The sequence below is a fragment of the Alloactinosynnema sp. L-07 genome (genome assembly GCF_900070365.1).
Classification (GTDB): Bacteria; Actinomycetota; Actinomycetes; order Mycobacteriales; family Pseudonocardiaceae; genus Actinokineospora.
Map to the genome: position 1 here is coordinate 37,955 of NZ_LN850107.1, position 18,000 is coordinate 55,954.

Sequence of the window (18,000 nt, forward strand, 5' to 3'; positions counted from 1 at the left end):
TTCAACCCGGAGGCGGTTCCCGACCGGTCTCCTGGTTGACCGCGACCACCTCCCCGCCCCGGATGCGGGTGTCGGCGAACCGACGGACGGCGAGACTGAACGGGTGCCCCGGCGCGGACTCGGCCAGCGGCACCCCCCGGTTGACCGACGCGGACAACTCCCACGTCGAGGGCAGATAGGCGGCGATCGGGTTGCGCACGACGCCGTCGATGTCCTCGGCGGTGATGCCCGCGTGGCCGTTGGCCCGGTTGACCACGATCGACCGCGAGGTCTGCCCGAAGGCCAGCAGGTCGAGCATGTCGAGGGTGTTGCGCAGGTTCTTCAGCGCGGGCCGCTCGGGCGTGGTCAGCAGCACGTGGTGGTGGGAGTAGTCGAAGGCGGCCAGGACGTGCGTGGACAGCTGCGCGGGAGTGTCGATGACGACGTACTCGTAGAGCGTCGGCAGCAGCGTCAGCAGCGCGCGGACCTGGGTGGCCGGGATGCGCTCGGCGGCGCCGGGCCGGACCGGGGCGAGCACGCAGTCGAGGCCGGGGCGGTAGGTCGCGATCGAGGTGTGCGACCACACGGCCCGCTGCGAGAGCGGCAGCGAGTCGGCCAGCGCCCGGTGCGGCTGCAACGTCAGGGTGGCGGCGAGGTCGCCGAAGTTGAGATCGAGGTCGACCAGGCAGGTCCGCCGCGCGCCGTTGGCGTGCAGCGCGATGGCAAGGTTGGTGGCGAAGGTCGTCTTGCCGCAGCCGCCCTTGGCCGCGAACACGGTGACCACCGTGCCTGAGCGCTTGCCTCGGCTGCCTGCCATCCGACACCTCCTCCCGCACCTGCTGGTGGAGAAAGCGTGCGGCGCGGCGGGGTCCCGGCGGCATCGGGCGAACGGCCACAACTGGCGCAGCTGAGAGGTGACAGAACGTGCCTAACAAGCCGACACTTGTCGGCCGATCGGGTGACGCCAACTGGGTCCCTAGGGTCTTAAGACCCCGAACGGCGCGGATGGCGTACGGATCTGTAACTGAGACCGTCGCTCATCCGAAAGGTAGTTGACGCATCAAGGCGGCCAGTCGAGCAAAGTGGGCGCCTGCCGATGGGAGCAACGATGTCGATACGTCTAGCCGTCGTGGACGGCCACACGCTGACCAGGTTCGGACTCACCGGGCTGGTCGCGCAGCATCCGGACATCGCCGTCGTCGCCGAGTGCGGATCTGTCGCCGAAGCCCGCGCGGCCGTCGCCGAGACCCGGCCCACCGTCGTCACCATCGACGTCGACCTCCCTGATGGCGACGGCCTACACCTGGCCCGCGAACTGCGCGACCGGTACCCCGACCTGGGCATCGTCGTCATCACCGCGTGCGGCGAGGACAACGTGCTCTTCCGCGCGCTCGACTCCGGTGTGTCGGCCTTCGTCGGCAAGACCGCCCCGATGGCCGAGGTCCTCGGCGCGATCCGGCACGCCGACGTCGCCGCCACCTCGTTCACCGCCACCGGCCTGGTGAGCGCCCTGGCCCGCAAGCGCGACTGCGACACCCGCTTCGCCCTGAGCCCCCGCGAACGCGAGGTGCTCGGCCTGCTGCGCGACGGCCTGTCGGTCCCGGCAATCGCCCGGTCGACCTTCGTCAGCCCGTCGACGGCCAAGACCTACGTCGCCCGCCTCTACGAGAAGCTCGGCGCCAGCAACCGCGCGCAGGCGCTGATGACCGCGCTGCGCCACGGCTTGATCCGCAACGACGACCTTCCCGTCGTCAGCTGACCCCTATTCACCGCGTAGTGGTATGGGCACGCGGGGTAAGCCGTCCTACTCCGCGATCACGACTTCGATCGCCGCTCCGGTCTCGACCGTACGACTGACTGTGCACAGCCGGTCGTGGGACTGCTTCACCGCACGCGGCAACGCCTCCCGCGCGGTGTCGCCCTCCGGTCCCTCCGGGAAGTGAACCGCGAAAGTGACGTTCAAGTTCGCCAGGTGATTCCCGATCACCGGGTCCTTCAGCTTGTCGCCCGCGACGGTCACGGTGAAGGTGACCGGTTCCGCGCGCCTGCTGGTGATGTAGTCGACGTCGACGGCCGTGCAGCCGCCGATCGCGGCGAGGAAGAGCTCCACGGGGGTGAAATCCGCTCCATCGCCCTCGCCGATCGACAGCGTTCCGCCGCGAACGTTCGTGGCGGTGTAGTGGCCGAGGCCGCCGCGCTCGATGGAGACCGTGCGCAGCGTGTCGTCACTCATTCAAGTACCCCGTTCGTTGATCTCTATGACACCGGCCAAGTATGCACGGGTTCGTTGCTGTGCATGAACTTCGCATACCGGCGGGTCATCTCCCGCAACGCCTGCTCGCGGTTCACCGACGTGTTCGCCTCCAGCCCCCGCACCGTGTCCACCTGCCACGTCGCGCCGTTGCGGCCGGTGATGCAGCGCTGCTCGATGACCCCGAGCAGCCGATCCCGGTCAGCCGCCGACACGCCCCACGCGTCGAGGCCGTCGTGCGCCATCGGCAGCAGCCGCCGCAGCACCAGTTCGGCGGCGGGGACCTCGCCGACCCCAGGCCAGTACACCCGAGCGTCGATCCCCGCCCGAGCGGCGGCGTGGAAGTTGTCCTCCGCCGCCGAGAAGCTCATCTGCGTCCACAAAGGACGATCCTGGTCCGTCAATGCCCGAACCAGCCCGAAATACAGCGCCCCATTGGCCATCACGTCCACCACCGACGGCCCAGCGGGCAGCACCCGGTTCTCCACCCGAAGATGCGGCCGACCATGCACCACGTCATAGATCGGCCGGTTCCACCGGTAGATCGTGCCGTTGTGCAACCGCAGCTCGTGCAGCTCCGGTGTGTCACCCCGGGCGAGCACCTCAGCCGGGTCCTCGTCATCGGTCAACGGCAGCAGCGCCGGGTAGTACTGCACGTTCTCCTCGAACAAGTCGAAGATCGACGTGATCCACCGGTCCCCGAACCAGACCCGGGGCCGCACGCCCTGGGCCTTGAGCTCGTCCGGGCGGGTGTCGGTGGCCTGCTCGAACAGCGCGATCCGCGTCTCGGCCCACAGCTGCTTGCCGAACAGGTACGGCGCGTTGGCGCCCAGCGCCAGCTGGATCGAGGCGACCACCTGGCTGGCGTTCCAGAATTTCGCGAAGTCCTCCGGGGCGACCTGCAGGTGGTACTGCACGCTGGTGCAGGCGCTCTCCGGGGCGATCGAGTCCGCCGTGGTGACCAGCCGCTCCTGGCCCACAATGTTGATCTCCAGGTCCTCCCCGCGGGCGGCGAAGACCTGCTCGTTGAGCAGCTTGTAGCGCGGGTTGGCCGACAGCGTGTCCTCCGACACGTGCACGCCGCGCAGCGTCGGCAGGATGCCGACCATCACGATGTGCGAGTTGACCCGGTTGGCCTTGGCCTCGGCCTCGTTGAGGTTGGCGCGGACCATGTCCTCGAAGGCGGCCAGGCCGTTGGGCCGCAGTGGCTGCGGCGGCAGGTTGATCTCGATGTTGAACTGGCCCAGCTCGGTCTGGAACGCGGGGTCCGAGATCGCGGCCAGCACCTCGGCGTTGCGCATGGACGGATCGCCCGCGTCGTCGACCAGGTTCAGCTCGATCTCGAGCCCGGCCATCGGCCGGTCGGCGTCGAACCGCGACTCGGCCAGCATCTGGGCGAACACGTCCAGGCAGCGTCGGACCTTCTGGCGGAACCGCTGGCGGTCGGCGCGGGTGAACTCCGTGGACTCGACATCCTTACCCATGCCTCAAGCGTGATCCATCGGCGCCCGCGGCGCCACAGCTCAGCGCTTGCGGGTGCCGAACACGCCCCGGGTGATCTCGCGGCCCAGGGCGCTCGCGGCCGAGCGGAAGAACGACCTGACCGCGGTGTTGCCCATGACCTTCTCGAAGAAGCCCTCTTCCTCCTGCTCGCGGCGCTGCGGCTCCGGGGCCTGCTGCTCGTCGGGGGCCTGCTCCGCGGGCGGCGCCATCTTCTGCGCCATCTTCTCGTAGGCCGACTCCCGGTCGACGGTCTGCGAGTACTTGCCGTGCAGGTCGGACGACGCCGAGGACTGTTTGATCGCCTCGTCGCCGATGGTGTCCATCAGCGACCGCGGCGCGCGCAGCCTGGTCCACGCGACCGGCGTCGGGGCGCCCCTCTCGCTGAGGACGGTCACGATGGCCTCGCCGATACCCAGCGATGTCAGCGCCTTGTCCAACTCGTAGTGCGGGGTGGTCGGGTAGGTCTTGACCGTCCGCGACAGTGCCTTCTGGTCGTCCGGGGTGAACGCGCGCAGCGCGTGCTGCACGCGCGCGCCGAGCTGGGAGAGCACGGCGTTGGGCACGTCGGTGGGCAGCTGGGTGCAGAAGAACACCCCGACCCCCTTGGACCGGATCAGCTTGACCGTCTGCTCGATCCGGTCGAGGAACGCCTTGGACGCGTCGTGGAACAGCAGGTGCGCCTCGTCGAAGAAGAAGACCAGCTTGGGCGCGTCGAGGTCGCCCTCCTCTGGCAGCTCCTCGAACAGCTCGGCCAGCAGCCACATCAGGAAGGTGGAGAACAGCGCGGGCTTGTCCTGCAGGTTGCCCAGCTCCAGCAGGCTGATGACGCCCTTGCCGTCGGTCTGGCGGATCAGGTCGGTCACCGCGAGCTCGGGCTCGCCGAAGAACTCGTCGCCGCCCTGGGCGTCCAAGTTGGACAGTGCGCGCAGGATGACGCCCGCCGTGGCCGAGGACACCCCGCCGATGCCCTGCAGGTCGGCCTTGCCCTCGTCGCTGGTCAGGTGCGTGATGACCGCGCGGAGGTCCTTGGTGTCGAGCAGGGGCAGGCCCTTGGAGTCGGCCCAGTGGAAGATCAGGCCGAGGGTCGACTCCTGGGTGTCGTTGAGGCCGAGCACCTTCGACAACAGGATCGGCCCGAAGCCGCTGATCGTCGCGCGCACGGGCACGCCGATGCCGCTGGTGCCCAGGGACAGGAATTGCACCGGGTACGCGGTCGGGGTCCAGTCGTCGCCGGTGTCGGTGGCCCGGGCGGTGATCTTGTCGTTGGATTCGCCCCCGCGGGTGAGGCCCGACAGGTCGCCCTTCACGTCGGCCATGACCACGGGCACGCCCGCGTTCGACAGCTGCCCGGCGATGCCCTGCAGCGTCTTGGTCTTGCCGGTGCCCGTGGCGCCCGCGACGAGCCCGTGCCGGTTCATCATCGCCAGCGGGATCCGAACGTGGGCGGTGGCGTCGACCTGCCCGTCCACGACGATCGACCCCAGCTCGATCGCCCCGCCGGACGTGGAATAGCCCGCGGCGATCTCCTGGGCCGGACTCGACTGCTCGGGCACGGTGGCCTCCCTCGACACCAGCGGTCAGAACCAGGCGGAAGCCTAGTTGACCGCGCCACCCGAAACCGGCCCGAGCGGCGCTCGTCGGCCCGCCCGGCGTGTCGGGCCAGGGCGTGTCCTGTGGATCATGGTGGGTGGGATCCGTGATCCGCTTGGTTCCTGGGCGGGCCGCGGGGACGGTCGCGTACTGGTTGTCCGTGGCCGTTCCCGCAGCCCGCCCAGGGGCCGAGCGGGCGCGGATAGCGCCCGCCATGATCCGCAGGACATGGCCTAAGCTCCCCTGGTGACGGATCGACTGGTGTGGATCGACTGTGAGATGACCGGCCTCGACCTGGGCAAAGACGCCCTCATCGAGATCGCGGCCCTGGTCACCGACTCGCAGCTGAACGTGCTCGGCCCCGGGGTGGACCTGGTCATCCACGCCGACGAACCCACCCTCGACGGCATGCCCGACGTAGTCCGCGACATGCACGCGCGCTCCGGACTCACCGAAGAGGTCCGAGCCAGCACTCTCACCCTGGCCGAAGCCGAGCGGCAGGTGCTGGAGTACATCCGCGGGTACGTGCCGGACGTGCGCACCGCCCCGCTGTGCGGCAACTCGATCGCCACCGACCGCGGCTTCATCGCCCGCGACATGCCCGAACTCGACAACCACCTGCACTACCGGATGGTCGACGTCTCGTCGATCAAGGAACTGTGCAGGCGCTGGTACCCGCGCATCTACTACGCGCAGCCCGACAAAGGCCTCGCCCACCGCGCCCTCGCCGACATCAAGGAGTCGATCCGCGAGCTGCGCTACTACCGCGGCACCGCCTTCGTCCCCCAACCCGGCCCCACCTCCGACGAGGCGAAAGCCGTCGCCGACGCGGTCCTGATCGACCCAGAGTCCTAACCGATTTCAAGTCCACCTAGGTGGCACGCTACGATGTTCACGCGTTGGTTCGCCGACGCACATGGTGGGTGTAGCTCAGCTGGTAGAGCACCTGGTTGTGGTCCAGGATGCCGCGGGTTCAAGTCCCGTCACTCACCCGGTCGCCCGGCCTGTCTGCGGAAAGCGCAGACGGGCCGGGTTTTTCATTGCACCGGGGGGCGACCCCCACGGTGCGTACTCTCACGAACCAGCCGTGCCCGTTGTCCGTAGCTGGTGGTGGGCGGGGTGTGTAACCAATAGCCGAGTCGCCCACGGTGCGTACTCTCGCGATCCAGCCGTGCCCCGCATCCGTAGCCGGTGGCGGGCGTGGTTTGTAACCAATAGCCGAGTCCCCCACGGTGCGTACTCTCCCGAACCAGCCATGCCCGGCGTCCGTAGCTGAGTCGCCCCCGGGCGTATTCTCGCGATCCAGCCGTGCCCGGCGTCCATAGCTGGTGGCGGGCGGGGCCACCAAGCACTACTGCCAGTGGCATCAGGATCTGTCGATCGCGTGGATGAAGTGCCGTGTTGGCCTTGAGTCGGAATCGTCCACTCAGGATCCCGGCAGGCGCTGGTCCGGCCTGCGTGTTCCCAAGGCGTGACCGATTGTCGCTGATGGTAACTGGTGACGTTCCCAGTTGGCCATTCACATTGATGGTTGGCACTTAGTTTCCTTCTATCCGCCATGCGAGGGCACGGCGGTGGAAGGAGATCAACATGAGGATCAGGAGCCTGATCGTCGGACTCGCGGCGGTCGCGGCCGCGGTTGCGGCCCCGGCGACCGCCGCGGCGGCGCCGGACCCGGGGCCGGACATGACCCCGATGATCGTCGGTGGCGTCAACGCCACGCAGACGTACAGCTTCATGGTCTCCCTGCAGAGCACCAGTGGCGGTCACTTCTGCGGTGGTTCGCTGATCAAGGCCAACTGGGTCGTCACCGCGGCCCACTGCGTCCAGGGCAAGTCCCCGTCCAGCGTCCAGGCGCGGATCGGGACCACCAACCGCACCAGCGGCGGCTCGGTGGCCCGCGCGTCGCGGATCATCATTCACCCGAGCTACCGGGGCCCGTACGACATCGCTCTGGTCCAGCTCAGCACCAGCGTCAGCCAGGCCCCGGTCCGCATCTCGGCCGCGTCCGGTGCGGTCGGCACCCGCACCCGCATCATCGGCTGGGGCCAGACCCGCCCGACCCCCGGCGGCAGCGCGCCGATCACCCTGCAGCAGCTCGACACCTCGATCGTGGCCGACAACGAGTGCGGCGGCATCAGCGGCTCGATCGAGATCTGCACCGACAACCCGAACAACAACTCGGGCGCCTGCTACGGCGACTCCGGCGGCCCGGAGATCAAGTCCGTCGGCGGCGTGTGGGAACTGATCGGCGCCACCAGCCGCTCCGGCGGCGGCTCGGTCTGCGCCCAGGCCCCGTCGATCTACACCGACGTGGTCGCCTTCCGCAGCTGGATCCAGCAGTACACCGGCGCGCTCTAAGCGCTTCCCCAGGTGCCCCCACCCAGCCCCGGGTGGGGGCACCGCCATGTCCGCGCGATGATGGACGGATGCGGGACATCGAGATCCGGGACGACATGATCAGGCTCGGCCAGCTGCTCAAGCTGGCAGGCATCGCCGAGGACGGCACCCACGCCAAAGACCTACTGGACGCCGACGAGGTAGCCGTCAACGGCGAACCCGAGATCCGCCGAGGCAGGCAAGTACACCCCGGCGACATCGTCACCGTAGGCCAAGACGAAGTCCGCGTAGTCAAGAGCTAGAACGAGAACAAGCCAGAAATCGGTTCACCCCAACGTAAGGGGCCGAATCGAACGGCCTGTTTGGGTGGTTCGCCTTGATTTGGGGGAAATGGGCCTAAAATCGCGGTGCGGGTGAGGTTCCTTGAGCTCGCCTTTTGACCCGCACAGGCCCATTTCGAGGGGCCCCAAATCAAGGCGAACCACCCAAACAGGCGCCCCACGGTCAAGCCCGTTCTAACGCTTACCGCCCAGCTTCCACGTCTCCCACGGAATCTGCCAAACGCTCAGCCCGTCAGTAGGCTCCAGCACCGGCCCACCAGTGTTCTGAACCGTGATCACATCACCCTTGACCGAGATGCTCTGTAACCAAGCAGCGTTCTCCGTCGACATGTTGACGCACCCATGGCTGACGTTGCGCTGCCCCTGATCCCGCACCGACCACGGGGCCGAGTGATAGAAGATCCCGCTGTTGGACATCCGGCTGGCCACCGCCACCTTCGTCCGATAACCCCGAGGATCATCCACCGGAACACCGTACGTAGACGAGTCCATCGTGTAGTTCGTGTGCTCGCTCATCACGACATAAGTGCCCACCGGCGTCTCATGCGCCTTCTTGCCCATGGAGATCGGAATGGTCCGCGCGAGCGTGCCATTGACCGTCACCGTCATCTGGTGGGTCACCCCGTCGGCCACCGCCACCACCGCGTCCCCGACGGTCACCGTCGCCTTGCGGTCCTGTTTGCCGAAGACCCCATTGCCGAAGTGCCGCCCGTAGATCCCGGCGTTGATGGTGATGGTGGTCCCCGTCGGCCAATACTGCTGCGGCCGCCAATGCACCTCACGGTCACTGAACCAATAGAACGCACCCTCGATCACCGGCGCCGAAGTGATCTGGATCGCCTTCTCCACCGCCGCCTTATCGGCGATGGCCGATTCGAAATAGAACGCGAGCGGCTGGCCGACGCCGACCTTGTCCCCGTCGAGCGGATTCATCGACACCGAGATCTGCCGCTTCGGCTTGGCCGTGGTGAAGGTCGACGCAGACGTCGCGGTCTTTCCCTTGGGGTCGGTGGCCGTCGCGGTGGCCGTGTAGGTCTTGCCGTACCCCAACCCCTCAGCGGCCTTCCACGTCCCCCCGTCGGCCGCGAGCGCACCCGCGACGGGCTTCCCGTCGGCCCCGCTGACCAGCACCTCGGTCACTTTCCCCCCGGTCGCCGCGATACTCAGCGGCTCCCCGGGTGCCACGTCCACCGCTTTGTCCGCGGGCGTCAACGCCAACGCCAGCGGCCCCGCGGCCGCGGCGGAGGACTCGGTGACCTTGGAACTCGCGGTCGTCGTCGTACCGCCCCCTTGAGCCACCTCGGCGGTGCACCCACCCAGCGCGAGCACCGCCCCGATGGCGATCCCCGCCCGCGCTCGACAACCCCAGTTCATCTCGCTCTTCCGTCCCTGCTCAAGCCCACCCCGACCCTGCTGGACAAGTGTGCCTGACTGGAGGGCCATCCGGTGCCAGGTCCGGTCAACCCGTGACCTGACCCCCCGATTTCTTTGCGGCAGACACCCTGTGCTAACTTTTCTCCCGTCAGCAGGACAGAGTCCTGATGAGCGTCGCTAGCTCAACTGGCAGAGCAGCTGGCTCTTAACCAGCGGGTTCGGGGTTCGAGTCCCTGGCGGCGCACCACAAATCCCTTGGTCGACATTCGTGTTGACCTGGGGATTTGTTGTTTCTGGTGAATCTTCTTCGTGAAGTCGACTGTCCATTGTGGTCTCCTGCGAGCCCGAGGGGAGCCCGAGAAGACGCGTCGAGGCCCGAGGGACTTGACCACGGCGATCCGTTCGGCGTCGCCGCTTCCCTGGCAGGCACGATCTCGTCGTTGTGTCGGTGGCGACCGTGCCGCGCGGCGTGGGTTCGTCGGTGATGATGGTGGGGGCGCCGTCTGGAATGGTGGTGGTCGCGGTGCGGCTGGTGGATCTGTTGGCGGGTTTGTCGCGACTCGCCGACCTCGGGTTCGGGCTCCGCGCTGGGGAAGCGATGCGGTCGTGTGCGCTGGCCACGGCGCTCGCGCGGTCGATGGATCTGCCCGACGGTGAGGTTCGCGCGGCCCTGTACACCGCGCTGCTGCACCATGTGGGGTGCACGGGCTACGCCCATGAGACCGCGAGCCTCTTCGGTGACGAGCTTGCCGTGAACGTGGCCGCGGGTCGGGGGGACGACGCTGATCCCCGTGACGTGTTCACCACATTTCTTCCCATGCTCACCCACGGCAAGCCCGTGCTGGAGCGGGCTCGGCTGGTGTTGACGACCTTGGCGAAGGGGAGTCGGTTCGGGGTGGACTTCACCACGGCCGCGTGCGAGGTCGGTCGGGCGGCGGCGCGGCGGCTAGGGCTGCCCGACGAGGTCCAGGGCGGGGTTTACCACGTCTACGAGATGTGGGCGGGCTCCGGGTTTCCGAGCGGCTTGCGCGGGGACGAGATCCCGGTCGCCTCCCGTATCGCGCGGCTGACCGGCGTCGCGGTCCTGTTCGACACGGTTGGTGGGGTGGACCTGGCTGTCGCCGCGGTCGCCAAGCGCGGTGGCGGCATGCTGGATCCGGGCATGGTCGCGCATTTCACCGACCGCGCCGCGGCCATGCTCGGTGATGTCAATCGAACCGATCCGCGGTCGGTGGCGCTCGCCGCGGAACCCCGACCGGTCGTTTCCGTGGCGGATGAGCGGCTCGCCGAGGTGGCCGAGGTCTTCGCCGACCTCGCGGACCTGAAGACGCCGTACCTGCACGGTCACTCGACCGGTGTCGCGGCGCTGGCGGGCCGGGCGGGTGAACGGCTCGGTCTGACCGCCGATCTGCGGGTGGCCGGGTTGCTGCACGACGTCGGCCGGGTCGCGGTCTCGACCTCGGTCTGGGAGAAGCCGGGCAGGTTGACCGGCGACGATGGTGAGCAGGTCCGGCTGCACGCCTATCACTCCGAGCGGATCCTGGCCGGATCGGATCGGCTGGCGCCGCTGGCGCCGATCGTGGGAAGGCACCACGAACGGCTCGACGGCAGTGGCTACCACCGCGGCTGCACGGGTGCCGACCTCGCCATGCCCGCGCGGGTGCTGGCCGCGGCGGACGCGTACCAGGCGATGACCGAGCGCAGGCCGCACCGCCCCGCGCTGCCGCCGGAGCGCGCGCGAGTGGAACTGATCGCCGATGCCCGTGCCGGACTGTTGGACGCCGAGGCCGTGCGCGCCGTGCTCGCCGTGGCGGGCGACGATCCGGGGCGCGTGCGGCGGGCACTGCCCGCGGGGCTGTCCGACCGGGAGCTGGAGGTGCTGAGACTGGTCGCCGAAGGGTGCGGCAACGCCCGGATCGCCGAGCGGCTGGTGATCTCGCGGCGGACGGCCGAGCACCACGTCCAGCACATCTACACCAAGATCGGGGTGTCCAGCCGCGCCGCGGCGGCGTTGTTCGCGATGGAGCACGACCTGCTCGCGGACAAGGATGGGTAGGTCTACCGATGTTCGCCCCGGCGTGCGAAGGGAGCCTGGAACTTCCCGACACAAAGGACGGACGTCATGACACGCACAGATGAGGCGACACTGGTGGTGTCGCGCGACGGCACCGAGATCGCCTACTGGTCGAGCGGCGAGGGGGCGCCCCTGCTGCTCGTGCACGGAACCACCGCCGACCACACCCGTTGGCTCCCTCTGGTGCCGTACTTGCGGGGCACCGAGGTGTGCATGATGGACCGGCGAGGCCGCGGTGCCAGCGGCGACGGCCCGGGCTATGACCTGGCACGCGAGTTCGAGGACGTCGCCGCCGTGGTGGACGCGATCGCCGAGCGCAGCGGTTGCCCGGTCGACGTGCTCGGCCACTCCTACGGCGGGGAGTGCGCGTTCGGCGCGGCCGCGCTGACCTCGAACATCGGCAGGCTGGTGCTGTATGAGGGCTGGCCACAGCAGCACCCGCACGCCGAGGTCCTCCCGCCCGGAATCATCGAGCGGATGAACTCGCTGCTGACGGCGGGCGAGCGCGAGAAGGTGCTGGAACTGATGTTCCGTGAGGTCGTGGGGATGCCCGACGCCGAGTTCGCCGCGTACCGCGCGCTGCCCGTGTGGCAGGTCCGCATCGCCGCCGCGCACACGATTCCCCGTGAGTTCGCCGTCAACCTGTTCCATCCTGACGCGGCGGCGAAGATCACCGTGCCGGTCCTGCTGCTGGTCGGCGGCGACAGCCCGGACCTGATCAAGGCCGACTACGAGACCGTGGCCGCCGCACTGCCCGACGCGCGCGTGAGCATCTTCGAAGGCCAGGGGCACGTGGCCATGGACTTCATCCCGGACGTCTTCGCCGAGCGGGTCCTCGCCTTCCTGGGCAGGACCGCGGCCTGAACGGCGGGCACCGGCCGCGCTCGTCTCGTACCGTGGTCTCGTGTCCGAGTCACCGCTGGTCGGGTCGGGCGTGGCCGACGGGAGAGCCGCGCTGTCGCGGGGCGCGTGGACCGTGGCGCGGGCTTGTTTCGAGCGGTCCCTGGCCGAGGCGACGACGCCGGAAGCGCCGGAAGGGCTCAGCTGGGTCGCCTGGTGGCTGGAGGACGTCGCCGCGTGTCTGGACGCGCGGGAGCGGGCGTATCGGCTGCACCGCGAGTCCGGCGATCTGCGGGGCGCGGCGCGGATGGCGCTGTGGCTGGGCGACGACCACATCGAGTTCCTGGGCGCGGCCGCGGTGGCCGAGGGCTGGTTCGGGCGGGCTCGCAGCCTGCTGGGGGAGTCGGAGCCGTCGCCGGAGCACGGCTGGTTGGCCGTGTTCGAGGCGCACGCGGCGCTGAACCGACACGATCCGGGGACGGCGATTCTGCTCGCGGGCGAGGCGCGGGCGGTCGGGCGCCGACATGCCGCCGTGGACCTGGAGATGTTCAGTCTCGCCACTGAGGGCCTGGCGATGGTCGAGCGGGGCGAGGTGGAGCCGGGCCTGCGCTGCCTCGACGAGGCGACGGCCGCGGCGCTGGCGGGCGAGTACGAGAACTTGGCGCCCGCCGCGTGGACCTGTTGCCGGTTGATCTCGGCCTGCGAGCAGGTCCGCGACTACGACCGCGGCGCCCAGTGGTGTGCGAAGGTGGCGGAGTTCGCCAGGCGGATGGACACCCGGTTCGTCACCGGGGTGTGCCGTGCGCACTACGCGGCGATTCTTGTGCGGCGCGGCGAGTGGGGCGCGGCGGAGCGGGAACTGGTCGGGGCACAGGCGGATCTGACCGCGAACCGGCCGTTCTGGCTGGCCGAGGCGTTGGTTCGGCTGGGCGACCTGCGGCGCAGGCAGGGGCGCACGGCGGCGGCGGAACGGCTGTTCGAGCAGGCGGGCGGGCATCCGCTGGCCCGGCTCGGCCTCGCCGAGCTGAGGCTCGACGGTGGTGACGCCGCACTGGCCAGGGATCTGCTCGAACGGATGCTGCGCGGGTTGCCCGCCGAAGCCACGATGAGTCGGGTCGGGCCCCTGGAACTGCTCATCCGCGCCGAGATCGCGCTCGGCGACACCGTGTCGGCGGTGCTCCGGCTGGAGGAGCTGCGCGCTGTCGCGATGCCGACGCTGCCGCTGCGCGCCGCCGTGTGCTTCGCGGAGGGGCTTGTCTCGGCCGCAAGGGGCGACCACGACCACGCGCGCGGCTGCTTCGAGGACGCGGTCGACCTGTTCGGGCGCGGGGGCGCCGCCGTGGAGGCCGGTTGGACTCGGTTGGAGCTCGCCAGGTCCCTGTCCGCGCTCGGTCGCGAGGACGCCGCCCGGCGTGAAGCACGGGCCGCGCTGGACACGCTGCGGGCAGTGGGCGCGGTAGGCGGCGAGGAGACCGTGCTGGATGGACTCGGTCTGACCCACCGGCTGCTGAGCGCACGTCAGGTGCAGGTCCTTCGACTGGTGGCCGAGGGGCTCGGCGACCGGGAGATCGCAGCCAGGCTCGTCCTGAGCGAGCACACGGTGCACCGCCATATCGCCAACATCTACACCCGGCTCGACTGCTCCACCAGGGCGGCCGCCGTCGCGCGGGCAGGCAAACTCGGTCTGTTGTAGCCGGCCTGTTCGGGCCATGCCGTGTCATCACCGGAGTTGGCTTCCACAGGCGAAGCGCGGCGAGGTGTCCGGACTCGACACTGGGCGGCGCGACCAAGGAGGTCAGCCATGCCGCGACTGTCGGAGTTCAAGGAGATCGCCAAGTCCACTTGGGCCAGTGGCGACTACGACGCGATGATGCGTCAGGAAGGCCTGTATGTGGTGGGGGAGCGCCTTGTCCGGCGCCTGGGTGTCGGGGCGGGCGACGAGGTGCTCGACGTGGCGTGTGGCACCGGCAACGCCACGATCCCCGCCGCGCGGGCCGGGGCACGGGTCACCGGCCTGGACCTGACCCCGCAGATGCTCGCGACCGCGCGCAGGCGGGCGGTCGGGCTCGACATCGACTGGGTGGAGGGCGACGCCGAGGATCTGCCCGCGCCGGACGAGCGGTTCGACGTGGTGCTGTCCACCTTCGGCTGCATGTTCGCACCCCGCCACGAGGTCGTCGCCGACGAGATCGCCCGCGTCCTGCGGCCCGGTGGTCGCGTCGGATTGTGCACATGGACGCCGGACGGGTCGATCGGTGACTTCTTCCGCACCGTCGGCGCCTACCTGCCGCCGCTGCCGGAGTTCGTCGACCCGCCGTTGGCGTGGGGGGACGACGATCACGTGCGGGAGCTGTTCGAGGGCACCGGGATCACCCTGGAGTTCCACCACGAGACCGCCGACATCCACCACGACTCGCTCGATGCCGCCGTCGACTGCTACGCGACCAAGTTCGGCCCCGTCATCCAGGCTCGAACGCTGGCCGACGCGGACGGACGCTGGCCAGACCTGCGCGCGGACATGGTCGAACTCTTCGCCCGCCACAACACCTCACACGACGCCCAGATCGTCGTTCCCGCCGAGTATCTCGTCGTGGTCGGCAGGAAAGCCCGCTGAGCGCCACCCTCGCGCGACCGTGGGACCGAATCTGGCCCACGAAGGACTGGCGGACTCGTCACAGCGGTCATTCCCTGCAGAGCGGACCGCGAGTGTGATCGGTCGCTCAGTCGTACAGTTAGGCGTCTCTCCCCGGAGGCGCGCGTGGACGAGCTACGCATCTGGCTTCTCGGCGGGTTCCGAGTGGCTGTGGGTGGCCAGGAGGTGCCCGAGGCGGCCTGGCGGCTACGCAAAGCGCGCGCGATCGTCAAGTTGCTCGCGCTGACACCCGGTCGTCGAATGCATCGCGAGCAGCTCGCCGACGCACTGTGGCCAAGCCTGCCGGTCGCCGCGGCCGCCAACCAGTTGCGCAAAGCCCTGCACGAGGTCCGACAGGTGCTGGGGGTCGACAGCGTCGCCTCTATCGGGGACCAGCTGAGCCTGCGCGCGGACTTCGTGGACGTCTCCGCGTTCGAGACGGCGATTCTCGCCGCTCGCCGCTCCGGTGAGCCGGGGGCCTACCAAGCCGCGGTGGACCTCTACGACGGAGACCTGCTCCCCGAGGACTGCTACGAGGAGTGGGCCGAACCCCACACCGACCGCTTGCGCCGCGAAGCCCACGAGCTACTTGTCGAGTGGGCCGCCCTGTTGGCGGCGCGGGCCGACGTCGACGCGGCGATCGCTGCCCTGCGTCGGGTTCTGGCCGACGAACCCAGCCATGAGGAAGCCGGGGCGGCGGTGATGCGGCTGCACGCACTCGCCGGGCGCAGGTCCGTGGCGATGGCCGCGCACGACGCGTTGCGGGCGGCGCTGGACCGCGACCTCGGGGTGGCCCCGAGCCCCGCGACCGAACAGCTCTATGAGCAGATTCGGGCGGGCCGCATGACTCCGCCGGAGTTGACCGCCGACCTGTGGCACCAGGTCGGCGACCTCCGGTCGGAAGCGGGCGACCTGCGCGGCGCTCGGCTCGCCTATGAGTCGGCGCTGGCGTCGGCCGCCGCGCCGGACCGGGCCCGGCTGCACCGCAAGGCGGCGGGCGCGCTGCTGATGTGCCATGACCCCGGCGCGGCCAACCGTCACCTGCGCGCCGCGAGCGCCCAGCCTGCCGACGCGGCCGAGCGGGCGCGGCTGCTCGATGTCCGGGCGAACTGGCTGTGCGAACTCGGGCGGTTCGACAACGCGTTGGCGACCGCCGAGGACGCGCTGGCGGCCGCGATCGAACACGGCACCGCGCACGATGTGGCCACCGTGAATGAGACGCTGGCCATCGTCCACCACTTCCGCGGTGACTGGCGCGAGGGCATGCACCGCGAGTTGCAGCGTCTCGAACTCGACGACGATCAAGCGCTGGCCCGGATCTTCGACCTGCACCACTGCATCGGCCAGTACCACCTCTACGGGGACGACCTGTCCGCTGGAGTCGAGGACTACGCCCGGCGCACCCTCACCGTCGCCACCCAGCGGGGGGCGTTGCGGGCGCAGGCTTTCGCCTGGTGCCTGCTCGGTGAGTCCCTGCTGCTGCACGGCAACTGGGACGAAGCCGAAGGGTGCCTCGACCGAAGCGCCGAGATCCATGGCGAACTCGGCTCGAACTCCGGCGCCCTGCCCTGGCAGCGGCTCGCCGAGCTCGCGGCGGTCCGGGGCGACAGCGAGTCGGCGGCGGCGGCGTTGCGGCACGGCATGGCGATCGCCGTGGTGTCCCCGCTCGCGCGGCACCACTGGGGGCGGCTGTACGCGACCGCGGCGCTGGACGCGGTCGAGCGCGGACAACCCGAAGAAGCGCTTCGGGCCATTCGCTCGGCGGGCGGCGCGGCGGCGCGCCACGGTGCGTGCCCCAGCTGCGCGGCACTGCTCAACCCGATCGCGGCCGAGACCTGTGCCGCGCTCGGCGATGTCGCGGCGGCAGATTTGCACGCGGCCGCGGCCGAAGAGGTCGCCCGCATGTTCGACAGTTCCGCCTGGCGGGCCATGGCCGAGACCGCTCGGGCCGCGGTCGACGCCGCCAAGGGCGAGTCGGCCGCGGCCAAGGAGCATTTCGCGGCGGGCGTCGCACTGTACGAGCGGGCCCGGATGCCGTTCTGGGCCGCCCGGACCACCATGCAGGCAGCTCAGGTCGGGCAGGTCGCGCCGGGACAGTTGGACGCCGCGATCGAGGTCTTCGACCGTGTCGGCGCGGTCCGGCGGCTGAGGAACGCTCAGGGAATGGCTGGTTTCTAGGGTCGGGCCAACCGACCTGAAGGGAGCCGGACATGAACGGACAGCGTTACACCTCGGGCGCCTGGCACGTGTCGCCGGGCCAGGCGGACGACTTCATCGCTCGCTGGACCGAATTCACCACCTGGGCGCACTCCGAAGCACCGGGCGCACGGATGTTCCTGCTGCTGCGCGCGGCCGACGCACCGGATGAGTTCGTCTCGTACGGCGCGTGGGACAGCGACGAGAGCGTCGCGGCCTGGAAGGCACAGCCGGAGTTCGGCCGGTACTTCACGCGTTGCCGTGAACTGTGCGACGAGTTCAGCGGTGTCGACTACACCCTGGCGTCCAGCGTGAACCTGATGGTGACGTCATGATCCGCGGGCTCGTGGCGGCGGCCGCCGCCGGGCTCGTGGTCCTCGCGACCGCGGCCCCGGTCGCCGCTGACCCGTACGACAACGGGAACGCCGCGACCTTCACCCTCGCCGGAACGTGCGACGGTGCGCAGACCACCATCGTCCACGGACCCGGCAACAACACCGTCGGGTTCATCGACGGCAGGCCGACGATCGCCCGCAAGCTGGTCTTCTACGCACCCGACGGGATCAGCGTCGTCTTCGTCCACGAAGGCGCCTCATACCCGGCCTTGGCCGCACGGCACGAACTCCTCGAGTGCGATCTTGTTCTGTCGCTCACCGGAAACCGCGTCACCGCATGGGTCCAGACGCCGAGTGGGTGATGTCGCACGGGAGGCTGGTCCGGCGCCGACATCGTTTCGTGGCGGAAGCCGGACCCCACTTCCTGCGTTCCCACGCGCCGGGTCAGGTCGGTGTTCGTCAGGGTCTGTCATCGGAACGCCTTCTCCCCGCCGCGACGGATGCGTGCGCTACTCCGTTCGGAGGACGACAGGTCGCCGTGAGGA

16 protein-coding genes and 2 tRNA genes are annotated in these 18,000 nt (G+C 69.6%); 13 read left to right on the forward strand and 5 right to left on the reverse strand.

Annotated elements, in window-relative coordinates; translation table 11 throughout:
* Position 1: 1 nt before the first annotated feature.
* Positions 2-796 carry a P-loop NTPase gene (locus tag BN1701_RS00145; protein WP_054044293.1) on the reverse strand — a complete coding sequence of 265 codons (795 nt, stop codon included), beginning with the start codon at positions 794-796 and terminating at the stop codon, positions 2-4.
* Between the two features lie 291 nt (positions 797-1,087).
* Between BN1701_RS00145 and BN1701_RS00150 the strand changes: the two genes are divergently transcribed.
* Positions 1,088-1,738 (forward strand): response regulator transcription factor, encoded by a 651-nt coding sequence (locus BN1701_RS00150; RefSeq protein WP_082859567.1) that lies wholly within the window; start codon positions 1,088-1,090, stop codon positions 1,736-1,738.
* Positions 1,739-1,783: 45 nt separating this feature from the next.
* On the opposite strand, the gene BN1701_RS00155 is transcribed toward BN1701_RS00150, so the two are convergent.
* Genes BN1701_RS00155 through BN1701_RS00165 form a run of 3 tightly spaced genes read right to left on the reverse strand, consistent with a single transcriptional unit; the run spans position 1,784 to position 5,286 of the window.
* Positions 1,784-2,212: an OsmC family protein gene (locus tag BN1701_RS00155; protein ID WP_054044297.1), complete on the reverse strand. Its 429-nt coding sequence runs from the start codon at positions 2,210-2,212 to the stop codon at positions 1,784-1,786.
* Between the two features lie 23 nt (positions 2,213-2,235).
* Positions 2,236-3,714 carry a glutamate-cysteine ligase family protein gene (locus BN1701_RS00160; RefSeq protein ID WP_054044299.1) on the reverse strand — a complete coding sequence of 493 codons (1,479 nt, stop codon included), beginning with the start codon at positions 3,712-3,714 and terminating at the stop codon, positions 2,236-2,238.
* Between the two features lie 39 nt (positions 3,715-3,753).
* Positions 3,754-5,286: a helicase HerA-like domain-containing protein gene (locus BN1701_RS00165; RefSeq protein ID WP_054055497.1), complete on the reverse strand. Its 1,533-nt coding sequence runs from the start codon at positions 5,284-5,286 to the stop codon at positions 3,754-3,756.
* A 283-nt stretch (positions 5,287-5,569) separates the two neighbouring features.
* Between BN1701_RS00165 and orn the strand changes: the two genes are divergently transcribed.
* The 4 genes from orn (at position 5,570) to BN1701_RS00185 (ending at position 7,965) form a co-directional block, all read left to right on the forward strand.
* The gene (orn, locus tag BN1701_RS00170; protein ID WP_054044301.1) at positions 5,570-6,178 is read left to right on the forward strand and encodes an oligoribonuclease; all 609 of its coding nucleotides are present in this window, start codon (positions 5,570-5,572) and stop codon (positions 6,176-6,178) included.
* 64 nt (positions 6,179-6,242) lie between these two features.
* Positions 6,243-6,315: transfer RNA gene (locus tag BN1701_RS00175), tRNA-His, on the forward strand.
* A 598-nt stretch (positions 6,316-6,913) separates the two neighbouring features.
* Entirely contained in the window at positions 6,914-7,684 is a 771-nt protein-coding gene (locus BN1701_RS00180) for a trypsin-like serine protease (RefSeq protein WP_054044303.1), read from the forward strand.
* A 68-nt stretch (positions 7,685-7,752) separates the two neighbouring features.
* A complete protein-coding gene (locus BN1701_RS00185) occupies positions 7,753-7,965 on the forward strand; it encodes an RNA-binding S4 domain-containing protein (RefSeq protein ID WP_054044305.1) in 213 nt (70 codons plus the stop codon).
* A gap of 213 nt (positions 7,966-8,178) precedes the next feature.
* Here the strand turns inward: BN1701_RS00185 and BN1701_RS00190 are convergent, their stop codons facing one another.
* Complete coding sequence (locus BN1701_RS00190) at positions 8,179-9,378, reverse strand: Ig-like domain-containing protein (protein WP_082859568.1); 1,200 nt, start codon at positions 9,376-9,378, stop codon at positions 8,179-8,181.
* A gap of 171 nt (positions 9,379-9,549) precedes the next feature.
* Here BN1701_RS00190 and BN1701_RS00195 point away from each other — a divergent pair.
* The 8 genes from BN1701_RS00195 (at position 9,550) to BN1701_RS00230 (ending at position 17,817) form a co-directional block, all read left to right on the forward strand.
* Positions 9,550-9,625 (forward strand) — tRNA-Lys (locus BN1701_RS00195).
* Positions 9,626-9,826: 201 nt separating this feature from the next.
* Positions 9,827-11,434 carry an HD domain-containing phosphohydrolase gene (locus BN1701_RS00200; protein WP_231949371.1) on the forward strand — a complete coding sequence of 536 codons (1,608 nt, stop codon included), beginning with the start codon at positions 9,827-9,829 and terminating at the stop codon, positions 11,432-11,434.
* A 66-nt stretch (positions 11,435-11,500) separates the two neighbouring features.
* Positions 11,501-12,316 carry an alpha/beta fold hydrolase gene (locus tag BN1701_RS00205; RefSeq protein WP_054044310.1) on the forward strand — a complete coding sequence of 272 codons (816 nt, stop codon included), beginning with the start codon at positions 11,501-11,503 and terminating at the stop codon, positions 12,314-12,316.
* 40 nt (positions 12,317-12,356) lie between these two features.
* Positions 12,357-13,985: a LuxR family transcriptional regulator gene (locus BN1701_RS00210; RefSeq protein WP_054044312.1), complete on the forward strand. Its 1,629-nt coding sequence runs from the start codon at positions 12,357-12,359 to the stop codon at positions 13,983-13,985.
* Between the two features lie 108 nt (positions 13,986-14,093).
* Positions 14,094-14,906 carry a class I SAM-dependent methyltransferase gene (locus BN1701_RS00215; RefSeq protein WP_054044315.1) on the forward strand — a complete coding sequence of 271 codons (813 nt, stop codon included), beginning with the start codon at positions 14,094-14,096 and terminating at the stop codon, positions 14,904-14,906.
* Positions 14,907-15,050: 144 nt separating this feature from the next.
* Positions 15,051-17,102, forward strand: coding sequence for a BTAD domain-containing putative transcriptional regulator (locus tag BN1701_RS00220; RefSeq protein ID WP_054044316.1), 2,052 nt, complete (start codon positions 15,051-15,053; stop codon positions 17,100-17,102).
* 32 nt (positions 17,103-17,134) lie between these two features.
* On the forward strand, positions 17,135-17,455 hold the full coding sequence (locus tag BN1701_RS00225; protein WP_054044318.1) for a putative quinol monooxygenase: 321 nt from the start codon (positions 17,135-17,137) through the stop codon (positions 17,453-17,455).
* On the forward strand, positions 17,452-17,817 hold the full coding sequence (locus BN1701_RS00230; RefSeq protein ID WP_054044320.1) for a hypothetical protein: 366 nt from the start codon (positions 17,452-17,454) through the stop codon (positions 17,815-17,817). The genes BN1701_RS00225 and BN1701_RS00230 overlap by 4 nt, the downstream gene beginning before the upstream one ends.
* Positions 17,818-18,000: the final 183 nt, after the last annotated feature.